The following is a 15,080-nucleotide window of genomic DNA, read 5'->3' on the forward strand; positions in this document are numbered from 1 at the left end:
GCGCCTTCCCGACGCGCCGCCGCGGCGGAACGATCGATGACCGCTTGCCAGGAAGTGCAGCGGCTCCGGGCATTTTCCGTTGACAGATGCGTGAACTGGTCAGCTAATCTGACCGCGCGGTCCCGTTGGGAGGCGGAGCCGCGTCTGCACGACATCCCGGACCCCTGCCGCGCCGTCATGGCCCGCGGCCCCTTCCGGGCGTGACGGTTCAACACGGGAGGAAGACATGAAGCGACTGACGACGTCCCTCGCGGCACTTTCCCTGACCGCGGGGCTCGCCCAGGCACAGGGCGCGGATGTGCCGGACAACCTCGAGAAGCTCTCGAATTTCCAGAGTACGGGCACGACCGAGTTCACCTTCATCGAGCAGGGTGGAGACTTCGCCGAAGGCATCAAGCGCAACCTCGAGCGGATCGAGCTTCCGCCGGGCTTCCGCATCGGCCTCTATGCCGTCGTGCCCGATGCGCGACACATGGCGGTGGGGCCGCAGGGCATCGTGACCTTCGTCGGCACCCGCAAGGACAAGGTCTGGGCCGTCACCGACCGCAACAAGGACCGCGTCGCCGACGAGGTGAAGGACTTCGCGCCCTCGCTCCGCTTCACCATCCCGAACGGGCCCTGCTTCTCGAAGGACGGCTTTCTCTACATCGCCGAGCAGAACCGGGTGCTCCTGTTTCCCGCCGCCGAGTTCTTCTACGAATCGGGCGACGTGGCGGCCTTCAACCTCGTGAAGCAGGGCGAGCTGATCCCGGTCGAGGAGGAGAGCTTCAACCACACCGCGCGCGTCTGCGACATCGGGCCGGACGGGATGATCTACATCACGCTCGGCCAGCCCTTCAACGTGCCCGCCCCGGAGAAGCGCGAGCTCTACGACAAGTGGGGCATCGGCGGCATCATCCGCATGAACACCGACGGCACCGGCCGCGAAGTCTTCGCCCGCGGCATCCGGAACTCGGTCGGCATGGACATCGATCCCGAGACGGGCGAGGTCTGGTTCACCGACAACCAGGTGGACGGGATGGGCGACGACATCCCGCCCGGCGAGATCAATCACGCGACGGGGCCGGGCCAGAACTTCGGCTTCCCCTGGTATGGCGGCGGCAGCATCCGCACCAACGAGTACAAGGACGAGGAGCCGCCTGCCGATGTGGTCATGCCCGCGGTCGAGATGGCCGCGCATGCGGCCGACCTCGGCATGATGTTCTACACCGGCAACATGTTCCCCGAGGAGTATCGCGGTGCGATCTTCTCGGCCCAGCACGGCTCGTGGAACCGCACGACGCCCGTGGGCGCAAGGGTCATGGTGACGACGATCTCGGAAGATGGCACCGCCACTTCGAAGCCCTTCGCCGAGGGCTGGATCGACGAGAACGGCGAATATCTCGGCCGCCCTGTCGATGTGGCGCAACTGCGCGATGGCTCGATCCTCGTCTCGGACGACCTCGTCGGCGCGATCTATCGCATCTGGTATCAGCCGGAATGAGGCGGCTCGCGCTACTGGCCGGTCTGGGCGGGGTTCTCCTCGCCCAGGCCGCAACTCCGCAGGAGCCCGCCGCACCGCAGGCCAATCCGGCGGCCGGCAAGGTCGCGGCAGGCCTCTGCCGCACCTGCCACGGGCTGAACGGCTATGCGCGCATCCCGATCGCGCCTCATATCGGCGGAGAGCATCCCTCCTACATCCGACATCAGCTCGAGGCCTTCCGGTCGGGCAAGCGCCAGCACGAGATCATGTCGGTGGTGGCGGCCTCGCTCAGCGATCAGCAGATCGCCGACCTTGCGGCCTGGTTCGCGATGCAGAAGATCCACGTGGCGCTGAAGCCGGGCGTGGACCCGCATGCCGCGCCCGAGGCCTGCGCGCTCTGCCACGGGGCGGAAGGGGTTGCCGTGCTCGAGGATGCACCCAATCTGGCCGGGGAGAATTCCATCTATATCGAGACGCAGCTGAAGGCCTTCCGGACCGGCAGGCGTGTCCACGAGATCATGTCCCCCATCGCGGCAGACCTGACGGACGAGGAGATCCGCGCGGCCGCGGACTGGTATTCTGCCGTCACCCTGGAGATAGATCCGCCGCCGTAAGCCGTCACGGAACCAGTCCGGCGAGGCTGACCCCGCCCCGGCGGCACGGCTTGGCGAGTCTTCAAGAGCCCTGCGACAGGCCGTGGCGTGCGCGCGCGGCCCTCTGGCGCCGATCCAGCAGATCATCGCGGCCCGTGTGGAGGCCTCGGCGTGGCTCGATGGCCGTGGCGCAGCTTTCGCCGCGACGCTTGGTCTTCCGTTTGCGCCTCAGGCAACCGCCATCCGGGCACGCGACGCCTGATCCTCCAGCGCCACCCGCTCCGAGGTCTTCTGAAGGCCGTGGACGAGGAACACGCCCATGAAGAAGTGGTAGATGATCGTCCCCGGCAGGAGGTGCAGCAGGTAGCTCCAGCCGCCCCAGATCGTGGCGAGAACGACGACGACCAGCGAGCCCACAAAGGAGATCGAGAGGGTGCTCAGGAACGCGATTCCGTTCACGCCGGTGTAACGGCCCACGATGGCGCGGCGCTCGATCTCGGTTGCTCCGAAGAGCAGGACCAGCGAGGCGGCAAGCGAGAAGGTGAGAAAGAGGAACACTCGCATATCCTTCCGTTCGAGCTCCGGCCAGGCTGGACAGCCTCGCCGGACGCAGGTTCCGAATAGCGCCTGAAGGACAGGGATTCAATGAGACGAGATGACCTGCCCCTTTACGGGCGGCGCATCGCGTCACTGGAAGGAAGAGATGGAGCGGGTGAAGGGAATCGAACCCTCGTCGTAAGCTTGGGAAGCTTCTGCTCTACCATTGAGCTACACCCGCCTCGGATCCTCCACCTATGACAGCCGCAGTCGCTCGTCAAGCGGTCGCGGATGGGCCAGGCCCGTTCCGCGGCCGCACGCTGCCGCGGATCACCCCCTCCTGCGGCGGCGTTCGGCGCCTCCGCCGGCGTTGAAGCTCGGCTCGGGCAGGGTCACGATCTGGCGCAGGCAGGGGAAGGGATCGACGGCATGGGGCAGGGCGTTGGCGGCCACGAAATGCTCCTGAAAGCGCGGCTCGATCGCCGTTTCGACCTTGTGGATCCGCCGCACCACCTCCTCGATCGCATCCCGTGCCGCGACCGAGGCCAGCGCGAGCCGCGCGCCGGTGCCGGCGGCATTGCCGGCCGAGATCACCTTGTCGATCGGCACGTCGGGAATCATGCCCAGCACCATCGCGTGCTTCGGGCTGATATGCGCGCCGAAGGCCCCGGCCAGCACCACGCGGTCAACCTTCTCGACCCCGATCTCGTCCATGAGCAGCCTCGCCCCGGCATAGAGCGCGGATTTCGCGAGCTGGATGGCGCGGATGTCGCCCTGGGTCACGAGGATGCGCGGCCCGCCCGTGGCGCTGCCGTCGTGCAGCAGCCAGGAATGCGTCCGGCCGTCGGGCTCGCAGCGCGGGCTGCCGGTCTGCTCGGCCGAGCCGATCAGGCCGCGCGCATCCAGCAGACCCGCCATCCGCATCTCGGCCACGGCCTCGATGATGCCCGAGCCGCAGATGCCGGTGATCGGACCCGCGGCCTCGGCGAAACCCGGATCATCCGACCAGAGATCGCAGCCGATGATGCGGAAGCGCGGCTCCTTCGTGGCGGGGTCGATCTCGACCCGCTCGATGGCGCCGGGCGCCGCGCGCTGGCCCGATGAGATCTGCGCGCCCTCGAAGGCGGGGCCGGTGGGCGAGGAACAGGCCAGAACCCGCTCCTCGTTGCCGAGCAGGATCTCGGCGTTGGTGCCCACGTCCACGATCAGCACCATGTCCTTCGCCTTCTGCGGCTCTTCGGCCAGCGCCACCGCGGCGCAGTCCGCGCCGACATGGCCCGCGATGCAGGGCAGGACATAGACCTGCGCCGCCGCGTTGACGACCGTGAGCTCCAGCTCGCGCGCATCGAGCGAGAGGCTGCCGCCCGTGGCCAGCGCGAAGGGCGCCTGTCCCAGCTCGACCGGGTCGATACCCAGAAGCAGGTGGTGCATCACCGGGTTGCAGACGAAGACGAGTTCGTAGATCGAGGCCGGATCGACGCCTGCCTCGGCCGCGATCTCGCCCGCCAGCCGGTCGATGGCCTCGCGCACGGCGCGCGTCATCTCGCGGTCGCCTCCGGGGTTCATCATCGCATAGCTCACCCGGCTCATCAGATCCTCTCCGAAGCGGATCTGCGGGTTCATCACGCCACCCGAGGCCAGCACCCGCCCATCGCGCAGGTCGCAGAGATGGGCCGCGATCGTGGTCGAGCCGAGGTCGATGGCAAGCCCGTAAAGGCCGCCCTCGAAGAAGCCGGGCCAGAGGTCGAGGATGCGGGTGGCCTCGTCACGGTTGCCGCGATGGAGCGCCACGGTGATCTTCCACTCGCCCTTGCGCAGGGCAGGCTGCAGGCGGCGGAGGATCGAGAGATCCGCCTCGACCCGCTCGACGCCCCACTGTTCGCGAAGCGCGGATTGCAGGCGCTCGAAGTCGCCCGAAGGCTCATGCATGTCGGGTTCGGTTACCTCGACGAGGACGGTGCGCGTGGCGGGGTCCATCGCGATCACGCGCTCGGCCGCCGACTTGCGGATTACCTGCTTGTGCACCTGGCTCTCGGGGGGCACGTCGATCACCACGTCCGACAGGATCTTCGTCTGGCAACCGAGGCGGCGGCCGTCGATCATGCCGCGCTTCGACCGGTAGCGTTCCTCGACCGCGTTCCACTCGGACAGCGCATCGCGCGCCACCGTCACCCCGTGCTTGGCGAATTCTCCGTAGCCGGGCTGAACCTGGCACTTCGAGCAGATCCCGCGCCCGCCGCAGACCGAGTCGAGGTCCACGCCCAGTTGCCGCGCGGCGGTCAGGACCGGCGTGCCTACCGGGAAACGGCCGCGCTTGCCGGAAGGGGTGAAGATGACCAGCGGATCGGACATGGGCGAGGACTCCGTCAGGGAAGGGCGCGTGCATCGCGTGCTGCGGCTGATATGCGGCGGGGGAGCCGCCGTTGCCAGCCGCTCCCCCGTCGGACTGTCGCGCGGATGCGCGGGGACCGGGCAGGGCCGCCCGGTCCGGTCTCGGATCAGGCGCGGGCGCGGCGGCGACCACGGCCGCCGGCGGCGGCCTGAGCGGCGCAGGCTTCGGGGAAGCTCGCGCCTTCCTTGACCGCGTCGAGGATGCGCGAGAAGCGGATCCACTCGGCGCCGTTCGGATCGTGGTTCATCAGCATGTTGGCGGCGCGGATCGCCTCCATCTCGACCGAGCGGACGGGGTTCATGATCGCCGAGGTCATGCCGGCGCCGATCGCCATCGGCAGGAAGGCCGCGTTGACGCCATGCCGGTTCGGCAGCCCGAAGGAGACGTTCGAGGCGCCGCAGGTGGTGTTGACGCCCAGTTCGTCGCGCAGCCGCCGGACGAGGGCAAAGACCTGCTGGCCCGCCGAGGCCATGGCGCCGACCGGCATCACCAGCGGATCGACCACGATGTCTTGCGCCGGGATTCCGAAATCGGCCGCGCGCTCGACGATCTTCTTCGCCACGGCGAAGCGGACATCGGGATCGGGCGAGATGCCGGTGTCGTCGTTCGAGATCGCCACCACCGGCACGTTGTATTTCTTCACCAGCGGCAGCACGAGATCCATCCGCTCTTCCTCGCCGGTGACCGAGTTCAGCAACGGGCGCCCCTCGCAGGCCTGCAGCCCTGCCTCGAGCGCGCCCGGAACGGAACTGTCGATGCAGAGCGGCACGTCGGTGATCGCCTGGATGCGGGCGATCAGCTCCTTCATCAGCGGCGGCTCGACGAAGTTGTTGTCGGCATAGCGCGGATCCTCGGCCATCCTGTTGGTGAAGACCGCGCCCGAGTTCACGTCGAGCACCATCGCCCCGCAGGCCACCTGCTCGAGCGCGTCCTTCTCGACGGTCGAGAAATCACCCGCCTCGAGTTCCGCCGCCAGCTTCTTGCGCCCCGTGGGGTTGATGCGCTCGCCGATGACGCAGAAGGGCTCGTCGAAGCCGATGACGACGGTTTTCGTTTTCGATTCAATTACGGTACGGGTCATGCCTCAACCTTTTCCTCAAGAGCGGCGGGGATGCCGGAGCGGCCGCCATTGGCGGTCACCCATTCGGCATTGGCCTTGATGCCACCTAGCGGGAAGAAGTGAACCGATTCAATGCCGAACATGTGGTTCCTCGCCTTGTGGGCGCTGATGCCGGCCACGAATTCGGTCGGCTCGTAGGGCAGCAGGAGCTTGGTGACGTCCATTGCACGCTTCTGCAGCACCTTCATCGAGGGGCCGACGCCGCAGGCCACGGCGAACTTGATCATGGTCTGCAGCTTGGCGGGGCCGGCGATGCCGATGTGGATCGGAAGCGAGATGCCCTCGGCGGCAAGCCGTTCGGCCCAGGCGATGACCGGCTCGGGCTCGAAACAGAACTGGGTCGCGATGGCCATCTTCGCGTCGGTGCGTTCGGAGAAGGCCTGCTTCCAGCGCAGCGCCTCCATCACCATGCGGTCGGACCCATCGGGGTCGATGTCCTTCGATCCTTCCGGGTGGCCTGCGACGTGCAGGCGCTCGAACCCGTCGAAGAGGCCGGTCTCGAGCAACTGCATCGAGGAGTGGAAGGCCCCCTGCGGCGCGCGCAGCCCGCCGGCGAGGATCAGGCCCTGCTTGACGTCGGCCTCGCCGCGGTAGCGGGCGATCCAGTCGGCAAGCGTGGCGCGGTCCTTGATGATGCGCGCGGGGAAGTGCGGCATCACCGGGAAGCCCTCGGCAGTGAGCCGCTTCGCCGTCGCCACCATCTCCTCGATGGGGGTCCCGTCGATATGGGCGATGTAGACGCGCGTGCCGCGGGGCAGCAGGTCGCGGAAATCCGCGATCTTCTCGGCCGTGCGCGGCATCACCTCGATCGAATACCCCTTCAGCAGCGCCTCGACGGGGGCGGGAGCGGAGGGAGCGGCCGCCTCGCGGCGGAGTTTGAAAAGCGCCATGGCGGCCTCCATCAGGCGGCGGGGCAAGTCAGGCCCGGCCATCGTTGTCGATCAGCGCCCTGAGGCGCGCGGGGTCGTAGTCCTGGTCGAGGCGCAAGGCCACGGAGCGAGCAAGGGCCTCGGGTTCCCCCTCGGCCTCATGTGTGGCCTTGCGCCATTCGGCGAGGTAGGCGTCGCTGTCCTTTGCGCCGATCTTCATGGCGCAGCGGTCGATCGCCTGCTCGAAACGCTCCGGAAGCGGCGCTTTCGCACCCTTGCGGCCACGACCCACGATCACCTGGGCCGGGATGTCTCGCCAGTAGACGATGGTCACTTCGGGCATTGACGATTCCTCTTCCTCGACCCCTCATACGGGGCGGAACGCCGCACCCGGTGTCGGATTTCGACATGGTGCGAGCGTGGAACGACGCGCGCCCACAAGCCTGCGCGAGCCGTTCCCGCGGAGCCACAGGAAAGGGCATGTCCGCGGGCGCGGATGCGCTTTTTTCCTCGGCTTGCGGATGCGGTTCACGCGGCCGGTATCACGACGATCCGACCTTGCGGCGTGGCCGCGCCGCGCTTACTCTTGAAGCAACCATGAATGGAGGGCGACGATGACGCCCGAGCGTCCCAGGGGTGCGGACGCGATCCCGGCGCGCGACGATCTGGTCGTCGGCGCACAGGTGGAACCTTCCGTCGCCCCGCCAGCCGACCGGGGGCAGCTCTATGCAGCGCTGGACCTGGGTACAAACAGTTGTCGCATGCTGATTGCCCAGCCGAGGGGCAGTCAGTTTCAGGTCGTGGATTCGTTTTCCAAGACCGTGCAGCTCGGCGTCGGGCTGGAGGCATCCGGCCGGTTGTCTCGTGCCTCGATGGGGCGCACCATTCAGGCCCTGCGCATCTGCCAGAAGAAGATCGAGAAGCACCAGGTCCGGCGCATGCGGCTGGTGGCGACCGAGGCCTGCCGCCGGGCGCGCAACGCCCGCGATTTCCTGCGCCAGATCCGCCGTGAGACGGGGCTCTCGCTCGAGATCATCGCTCCGGAAGAAGAGGCGCGCCTGGCGGTCATCTCCTGCGCACCCCTGGTGTCGCGGCGCACCGAGCAGCTTCTGGTCGTGGACATCGGCGGCGGCTCGACCGAACTCGTCTGGATCGACCTGTCCTCCGTCCCGCGCGAGGACCGGCCGAAGGCGATCATGCGGCTGCATTCCGGCTTCACGCCAAAGGGCATCGGGCCGGAGGCGCGGGTGGTCGACTGGATCTCCGTTCCGCTCGGGGTGGCGACGCTGAAGGACCAGTTCGGTGACGTGGACGACGACGCCGCGCGGTTCGCGCTGATGAGCTGGTATTTCGAGGAGAATCTCGCGAGCTTCTCGCCCTACAATGCCGAGAACCCGCGGGACGGGTTCCAGATCATCGGCACCTCGGGCACGATCACCACGGTCGCTGCCTCCTTCCTCGGCCTGCGCCGCTACGACCGGACGAAGGTCGACGGGCTCCACATGACCTCGGACCAGATCGACACGGTGATCCGCGACTACCTCACCCTCGGGCCGGAAGGCCGCCGCACGGATCCCCGCATCGGGCGCGAGCGGCATTCGCTGATCATGTCGGGTGCGGCGATCCTTCAGGCCCTGATGCGCATCTGGCCGACCGACCGGCTGTCCGTGGCCGACCGGGGCCTGCGCGAAGGGCTTCTTTATGCACAGATGAGCGCGGACGGCGTTCTGGAAGACGGACCCTACAAATGACAACAAAGAACACATCGGGCCGCGGCCAGCGCGAACTGCGCGTGCGGGTGAAGACCGCGAAGGGGAGGAAGCTCTCCTCGACCCTCTGGCTCGAGCGGCAGCTGAACGACCCTTACGTCACACGCGCCAAGAAGGAAGGGTTCCGGGGCAGGGCGGCCTACAAGATCATCGAGCTCGACGACAAGTTCGGCTTCCTGCGCCCGGGGGCGCGGGTGGTGGACCTCGGCTGCGCGCCGGGCGGCTGGTGTCAGGTGGCGGTGGATCGGGTCAACGCCCTCGGCGAGCGGAAGTCGAAGCCGCAGGGCACCGTTCTCGGCGTCGACCTGCAGGAGGTGGAGCCGATCGCGGGGGCCGAGATCCACCAGCTCGACTTCCTCTCCGACGACGCGGACGAGAAGGTGAAGACCTGGCTCGGCGGGCGGGCGGACGTGGTGATGAGCGACATGGCGGCGGCCGCCTCTGGCCACAAGGGAACCGATCACCTCCGCATCATCGCGCTTTGCGAAGCGGCCTCGGCCTTCGCCTTCGACGTGCTGGAAGACGGCGGAACCTTCGTCGCGAAGGTGCTTGCCGGCGGCGCAGAGAACGAGCTGCAGGCGCTGCTCAAGCGGAACTTCACGAAGGTGGCCAACGTGAAGCCCCCGGCAAGCCGCGCCGACAGCTCCGAGAAGTTCGTGGTGGCGATGGGCTTTCGCGGCCGGAAGCCGGAGTCCGACGCGGACCTCTGATCCGGTGCCGGCAGGGCCTGACCCGGACTTCACAGGCAAACCGCAGCGGACGGAAGGGCTCGGATCGCCCTACGGGAGAAGCCGCAGCGCCCGAGATCGCCGCGTCAGCACAAGGATTCAGGCGTCAACTTTCTGACGGCACCCGGCCAGGTTGCACCCCACGGGCCGCACGACCGCGATAAGGATCTCGGTGGTTTCCGTGGCTGGCGAAGCTTCAGGTGACATCGCAATGAAGAAGGGCGCCCCCTGGGGCGCCCGGCTTCGCGGATGATCCGTCGGTCGAGAGGGCTCAGCGGCCCCAGTGCCGAACCGGGCCGCAGTCCATGTGAACGAAGTCGGACCGCGAATAGCGCCCGACGCCGCCCGAGGCGCAGGCCTCGGCCGCCTTGGCCATCTGATTGACCGAGCGCGATTTCAGCCGCAGATCGGCCGCCTGACCCTTCAGATGGAGCGAGTTCCGGGCGACGCCGCTGGACCGGGCGCGGAGCATCGCATTGGTCTTCGGGCACCGATAGCCCGACAGCAGCATGTAGGGCTCGCTGACATCCATCAGGCGATGCGACGCCGCCATGATATCCACCGTGCGCGGATCCATGCGGGCCATGTCGTTCGTCCGCCAGTCCCGCATGAAGTGATTGATCTCCTTCAGCGCCTCGGGAATGTACTCTCCCTCGATCCAGTAGATCGTGTCCATGGACTCGCCGGTGCGGCCCGAGTACATCCGGATCCGTCGCACGTCGCCCGCGCCGCGCAGGAGCCCGAAGGCGTTCGAATAGGTGGGAGCCGCGACAACGGCGGTGGCGGCAAACGCGCCAAGAAGGCCGCGCCGCGTGATGAGCGTATTCGTCAGAGTCATGATGAGCGCCTGTCCCGTCGCTTGGTCTTTTGGCTGCCTGTTCCGACAGCGTTCTTTGCTACTCGTCCCCAAGTACTTACCTCCTATGCCATATGGTTCCTTGCAACAGAAGTGCCGGAATGGCCGCACCGGCGCAGTTAATGCCCGATAGGCAAAAAATTGCTGAACGAGAGTCCCCGGATCGGCAAGCAAGGGAAAGTTGGGCGCCGTGACGAAAATGCGACAATGTCGCAGGGCCGATCGGCCCCCCAATTTACGCCGCGGTGCAAATAGCCGAAGTTGGTAGGAAATCACCCGACCTTCCCTTTTGAGGTTATTCATGGCCCGCCAGATTCGCCGCGAGACCCGCCTCGGGCTTGCACTCCTGCTCTCGGTGACGATCGGGGCGGCGGCTCTGACGGGAGGCAGCGCCATCGCGGCCGAGCTGACTCCCTTCAGTCGCTCTGTGGCCGAGGCGGCGGGCCGCAGCGAGCTGATCGCGGCCTTCTATGCCGAGAGGGAGTATCGCACGCTCTGGACCGGGCCCGAGGATGCCGACCGTCGGCAGGCTCTCCTCTCGGCGGTCGCCCGCGCGGCGGACCATGGCCTGCCGGTGCCACGCTATGATGCGGCGGCACTGGCCGCCCGCTTCCGCAGCGCGCGGACGGAAACGGACCGCGGTCGGCTCGAGGTGGCGATGACCCGGGCGCTGCTTGCCTGGGCGAACGACCTGCACAGCGGCGCACTCAATCCGGCCAAGGTCGATCCCGGCATCAAGCGCGAGGTTCAGCGTCTCGACCCGCGCAGCGTGCTGACCGCCTTCGAGGCGGATCCCGTGCAGTTCCTGAACAGCCTCGCGCCGCGCGACCCCGAATACGCGCGCCTGATGCGCGCGAAGTTCGAACTCGAGGAGCGGATGGCGGCCGGCGGCTGGGGGCCGGCGGTGCCCGGTGGCAAGCTGAAGCCGGGGGCCACGGGTCCGGCGTTCCTTGCCCTCCGGGATCGGCTGATGGCGCTCGGCTACCTCGGCCGCAGCACGGCGGCGAGCTACGACCGGTCGGTCGAGCAGGCAGTGCGCGCCTTCCAGACCGATCAGGGGCTCGAGGCGGACGGCGTCGCGGGCGAAGGCACGATCGCCGCGCTCAACGTGTCGCCCGAGGCGCGGCTGCGTTCGGTGCTCGTGGCGCTCGAGCGGGAACGCTGGCTGAACATCGACCGGGGCGAGCGGCACATCTGGGTCAACCTGACCGATTTCACCGCCCGCATCGTCGAGGGCGGCCGGGTGACCTTCGAGACGCGCTCGGTGATCGGCAAGAACAGCCCTGACCAGCGCAGCCCCGAGTTCTCGGACGAGATGGAATACATGGTGATCAACCCCTCGTGGCATGTGCCGCGGTCGATCACCACGAAGGAATACCTGCCGCTCCTGCAGCGTAATCCGAATGCGGCGGGCCATCTGAAGCTGATCGACAGCCGCGGCCGCGTGGTCAACCGCGGCGCGGTCAACTTCAATGCCTACAACGCCCGCAACTTCCCCTTCTCGATGCGGCAGCCGCCCTCGGACGGAAATGCGCTGGGGCTCGTGAAGTTCATGTTCCCGAACCCGTGGAACATCTACCTGCACGACACGCCGTCCAAGTCGCTCTTCGACCGCGAGGTGCGCGCCTTCTCGCACGGATGCATCCGGCTGGGCCGCCCGTTCGACTTTGCCTATGCGCTGCTCTCGAAGCAGGCCGACGATCCCGAGGCGCTGTTCCAGTCGCATCTGAGGACAGGCAAGGAGAGCGTGGTGCGTCTCGAAAAGCCGGTTCCGGTCCATCTGGTCTATTTCACCGCCTGGGCGGGGGTGACGGGGCGGATGAACTACCGGGCCGACATCTACGGTCGCGATGCAGTGATCTTCGATGCCCTGTCGGGGGCCGGGGTGGTGCCGGGCGCGGTTCAGGGCTAGATCTGGGGCGGGGCGGCAGCGGGCCGCCGTAGCCTTCGGAGCCGCGACATGGGCCACACCATCCGGGAGATTGCTACCGCGCTCGGCGCGGAGGCCGACGGCAACCTCGACCTCGTCGTGACGCATGCGGCGGAGCCTGCCACGGCCGGTACGGAGGCGCTCGCCCTTGCCATGGACCCGCGCTATGCCGAAGGCCTCGCCAAGGGTGAAGCACGCGCCGCGATGCTCTGGCAGGGCGCCGACTGGCGCGAGCTGGGTCTCGAGGCTGCGATCTTCGTGCCGCGCGGACGGCTCGCCATGGCGGGTCTGTCGCGGATCCTCGACCCGGGCCCGCTGATCGCGAAGGTGGTGCATCCGATGGCTCTGGTCGATCCGACCGCCGAGATCGGCGAGGATGCCGCGATCGGGCCCTTCGTCACCATCGGCCCGCATGTGCGCATCGGCCCGAACGCCCGGATCGCAAGCCATGTCTCGATTGCCGAGGGGGCGGAGATCGGCGCCGATGCGCTGATCCTGCAGGGCGCGCGGATCGGGGCGCGGGTGCGCATCGGCGACCGCTTCATCTGTCAGCCGGGCGCGGTGATCGGCGCGGACGGCTTCTCCTTCGTCACGCCCGAGAAGTCCGGGGTGGAGGAGATCCGCGAGACGCTGGGCGAGCGTGCGGAGATCCGGCAACAATCCTGGGTGCGCATCCATTCGCTGGGCTCGGTCCGGATGGGCGACGATGTCGAGATCGGGGCCAATTCCACCATCGACCGGGGCACGATCCGCGATACGGTGGTGGGCAACGGCACCAAGATCGACAACCTCGTGCAGATCGGCCACAACGTGCAGATCGGCGACGACTGTCTCATCTGCGGGCAGGCGGGGGTCGCGGGCTCGGCCCGGATCGGCAACCGCGTCGTGCTCGGCGGGAAGGTCGGCGTCTCGGACAACATCTTCGTGGGTGACGACGTGATCGCCGGAGGATCGACCCGGATCCGCACCAATGCACCCGCCGGCCGCGTGATCCTGGGCGACCCGGCGGTCAAGATGGAGACGGCGATCGAGATCCAGAAGGCGATGCGCAGATTGCCGCGGCTGGCGGCCACCGTGGCCGAGCTTCAGAAAGCTGTTTCATTGAAACGCCAGAGTGACTAAATCACCGCCACGACACGGTGCAGGGGGAAGACCATGGCACAGAGCGTTCAGGAACAAGTCATAGCGATCATTGCGGAACAGGCGGTGCTTGAGCCGTCGGACGTGAAGATGGATGCCACGCTCGAGGAGCTGGGCATCGACAGCTTGGGCCTCGTGGAGTCGATCTTCGCCATCGAGGAGGCCTTCGACATCTCGGTTCCCTTCAACGCCAATGATCCGCAGGCGGGCAGTTTCGACATCTCGTCGGTGAGGGCCATCGTCCAGGCGGTCGAGGGGCTGGTGGCCCAGCAGGCCGCCTGACGACGGATCCTTCATGAAACGAGTGGTCATCACGGGCGCCGGCACGATCAACGCGCTGGCGCACGACGTATCGGGCACGCTCGCGGCCTTCCGCGAGGGGCGCAGCGGCATCACCGAACTCGACATCCGCGACAAGGATCGTCTCTCGATCCGGATCGGCGGGCAGGTCCACGCCTGGGACCCCGAGACGCATTTCAACCGCCAGCAGATCGTCCTCTACGACAAGTTCACCCAGTTCACCCTGCTCGCCGCGCGCGAGGCGGTGGCGCAGTCGGGGCTGACCTTCGCCGGCAGCCTCGGGCTCGAGGCCGGGGTGATCCTCGGCACGGCGGGCGGTGGCGTGAACACCTGGGACGAGAACTACCGGGCGGTCTACGAGGAGGGGAAGAACCGCGTCCATCCCTTCGTCGTGCCGAAGCTGATGAACAATGCCGCCGCCTCGCATGTCTCGATGGAGTTCCAGCTGCGCGGCCCGTCCTTCACCGTCGCCACCGCCTGCGCGAGTTCGAACCACGCGATGGGGCAGGCCTTCAACATGGTGCGCTCGGGCATGAGCCGGGCGATGCTGACCGGAGGCTCCGAGGCGATGCTCTGCTTCGGCGGCATCAAGGCTTGGGAAGGGCTGCGCGTGATGTCGAAGGATGCCTGCCGGCCGTTCTCGCTGAACCGCAACGGCATGGTGCAGGGCGAAGGCGCCGCGATCTTCGTCTTCGAGGAATACGAACACGCCCGCGCGCGCGGCGCCGAGATCCTGGCCGAGGTGATCGGCTTTGCCATGACCTCCGACGCCTCCGACATCGTGATGCCCTCGCAGTTCGGCGCGGCGCGCGCGATCGAGGGCGCGTTGCGCGACGCACGGCTGAAGCCCGAGGAGGTCGGCTACATCAACGCCCACGGCACCGGGACGGCGGCCAATGACAAGACGGAATGTGCCGCCGTGGCGGGCGTCTTCGGCCATCACGCCGACCGTCTGATGATCTCCTCGACCAAGTCGATGCACGGCCACCTGATCGGTGGCACCGGCGCGGTGGAACTGCTCGCCTGCATCCTCGCGCTGCGCGAAGGCGTGATCGCGCCCACCATCGGCTACGAGGAACCCGACCCGGAATGTGCGCTCGACGTGGTGCCGAACGTGGCGCGGGAGGCGAAGGTCGACGTCGTGCTCTCGAACGCCTTCGCCTTCGGCGGGCTGAACGCGGTGCTGGCGCTTCGGCGGGTGTGACGTCCGGCAAGGGCAGGGCTTGAAGCCGGGGTAACGATTCGGGGCCAAAGGGCCGCCACGCGAAGCGGTGTCTCCAGCGGGTCCAGAGATCGAAACGCCGCCGCCCAAACCGCTGACTCGCCAGGACCGCCCCCGGAACGCAAGACGCCGCCCCCGAGGGCGGCGTCTTTCAGATGTTCA

At 67.7% G+C, this 15,080-nt stretch carries 14 protein-coding genes and 1 tRNA gene; 8 read left to right on the forward strand and 7 right to left on the reverse strand.

All coding sequences use genetic code 11. The features are described 5' to 3' along the window. Positions 1-226 precede the first annotated feature (226 nt). Both ACTVZP_RS03840 and ACTVZP_RS03845 read left to right on the forward strand, forming a co-directional pair. Complete coding sequence (locus ACTVZP_RS03840) at positions 227-1,483, forward strand: PQQ-dependent sugar dehydrogenase (protein WP_443210763.1); 1,257 nt, start codon at positions 227-229, stop codon at positions 1,481-1,483. Continuing rightward, entirely contained in the window at positions 1,480-2,076 is a 597-nt protein-coding gene (locus ACTVZP_RS03845) for a c-type cytochrome (protein WP_443210765.1), read from the forward strand. The genes ACTVZP_RS03840 and ACTVZP_RS03845 overlap by 4 nt, the downstream gene beginning before the upstream one ends. Positions 2,077-2,283: 207 nt before the next feature. On the opposite strand, the gene ACTVZP_RS03850 is transcribed toward ACTVZP_RS03845, so the two are convergent. The 6 genes from ACTVZP_RS03850 to ACTVZP_RS03875 form a co-directional block, all read right to left on the reverse strand. Next, a complete protein-coding gene (locus tag ACTVZP_RS03850; RefSeq protein WP_443210766.1) occupies positions 2,284-2,619 on the reverse strand; it encodes a hypothetical protein in 336 nt (111 codons plus the stop codon). A 140-nt stretch (positions 2,620-2,759) separates the two neighbouring features. Then, positions 2,760-2,833, reverse strand: a tRNA-Gly gene (locus ACTVZP_RS03855). 89 nt (positions 2,834-2,922) lie between these two features. Further along, positions 2,923-4,944, reverse strand: a complete 2,022-nt coding sequence (locus ACTVZP_RS03860; RefSeq protein ID WP_443210767.1) for an ASKHA domain-containing protein — start codon at positions 4,942-4,944, stop codon at positions 2,923-2,925. A gap of 146 nt (positions 4,945-5,090) precedes the next feature. Next, the gene (locus ACTVZP_RS03865) at positions 5,091-6,065 is read right to left on the reverse strand and encodes a methyltetrahydrofolate cobalamin methyltransferase (protein ID WP_443210768.1); all 975 of its coding nucleotides are present in this window, start codon (positions 6,063-6,065) and stop codon (positions 5,091-5,093) included. Beyond that, positions 6,062-6,994 carry a methylenetetrahydrofolate reductase gene (locus ACTVZP_RS03870; protein ID WP_443210769.1) on the reverse strand — a complete coding sequence of 311 codons (933 nt, stop codon included), beginning with the start codon at positions 6,992-6,994 and terminating at the stop codon, positions 6,062-6,064. Before ACTVZP_RS03870 ends, ACTVZP_RS03865 begins: the two co-directional genes overlap by 4 nt. A gap of 28 nt (positions 6,995-7,022) precedes the next feature. Continuing rightward, entirely contained in the window at positions 7,023-7,316 is a 294-nt protein-coding gene (locus ACTVZP_RS03875; protein WP_443210770.1) for a virulence factor, read from the reverse strand. A gap of 271 nt (positions 7,317-7,587) precedes the next feature. Here ACTVZP_RS03875 and ACTVZP_RS03880 point away from each other — a divergent pair, with 271 nt between their 5' ends. Beyond that, positions 7,588-8,724 carry a Ppx/GppA phosphatase family protein gene (locus tag ACTVZP_RS03880; protein WP_443210771.1) on the forward strand — a complete coding sequence of 379 codons (1,137 nt, stop codon included), beginning with the start codon at positions 7,588-7,590 and terminating at the stop codon, positions 8,722-8,724. Further along, complete coding sequence (locus tag ACTVZP_RS03885; protein WP_443210772.1) at positions 8,721-9,452, forward strand: RlmE family RNA methyltransferase; 732 nt, start codon at positions 8,721-8,723, stop codon at positions 9,450-9,452. The genes ACTVZP_RS03880 and ACTVZP_RS03885 overlap by 4 nt, the downstream gene beginning before the upstream one ends. 289 nt (positions 9,453-9,741) lie before the next feature. On the opposite strand, the gene ACTVZP_RS03890 is transcribed toward ACTVZP_RS03885, so the two are convergent. Then, positions 9,742-10,308 carry a YcbK family protein gene (locus ACTVZP_RS03890; protein ID WP_443210773.1) on the reverse strand — a complete coding sequence of 189 codons (567 nt, stop codon included), beginning with the start codon at positions 10,306-10,308 and terminating at the stop codon, positions 9,742-9,744. 319 nt (positions 10,309-10,627) lie between these two features. On the opposite strand from ACTVZP_RS03890, the gene ACTVZP_RS03895 reads away from it, so the two are divergent. Genes ACTVZP_RS03895 through ACTVZP_RS03910 form a run of 4 tightly spaced genes read left to right on the forward strand, consistent with a single transcriptional unit; the run spans position 10,628 to position 14,900 of the window. Further along, the gene (locus tag ACTVZP_RS03895; RefSeq protein WP_443210774.1) at positions 10,628-12,238 is read left to right on the forward strand and encodes a L,D-transpeptidase family protein; all 1,611 of its coding nucleotides are present in this window, start codon (positions 10,628-10,630) and stop codon (positions 12,236-12,238) included. A 48-nt stretch (positions 12,239-12,286) separates the two neighbouring features. Further along, positions 12,287-13,378, forward strand: coding sequence for a UDP-3-O-(3-hydroxymyristoyl)glucosamine N-acyltransferase (gene lpxD / locus ACTVZP_RS03900; protein ID WP_443210775.1), 1,092 nt, complete (start codon positions 12,287-12,289; stop codon positions 13,376-13,378). Positions 13,379-13,411: 33 nt separating this feature from the next. Continuing rightward, the gene (locus tag ACTVZP_RS03905; protein WP_443210776.1) at positions 13,412-13,678 is read left to right on the forward strand and encodes an acyl carrier protein; all 267 of its coding nucleotides are present in this window, start codon (positions 13,412-13,414) and stop codon (positions 13,676-13,678) included. Between the two features lie 13 nt (positions 13,679-13,691). After that, a complete protein-coding gene (locus ACTVZP_RS03910; RefSeq protein ID WP_443210777.1) occupies positions 13,692-14,900 on the forward strand; it encodes a beta-ketoacyl-[acyl-carrier-protein] synthase family protein in 1,209 nt (402 codons plus the stop codon). Positions 14,901-15,080: the final 180 nt, after the last annotated feature.

The organism is Rhodobacter sp. NSM (assembly GCF_052244495.1).
Classification (GTDB): domain Bacteria; phylum Pseudomonadota; class Alphaproteobacteria; order Rhodobacterales; family Rhodobacteraceae; genus Cereibacter_A.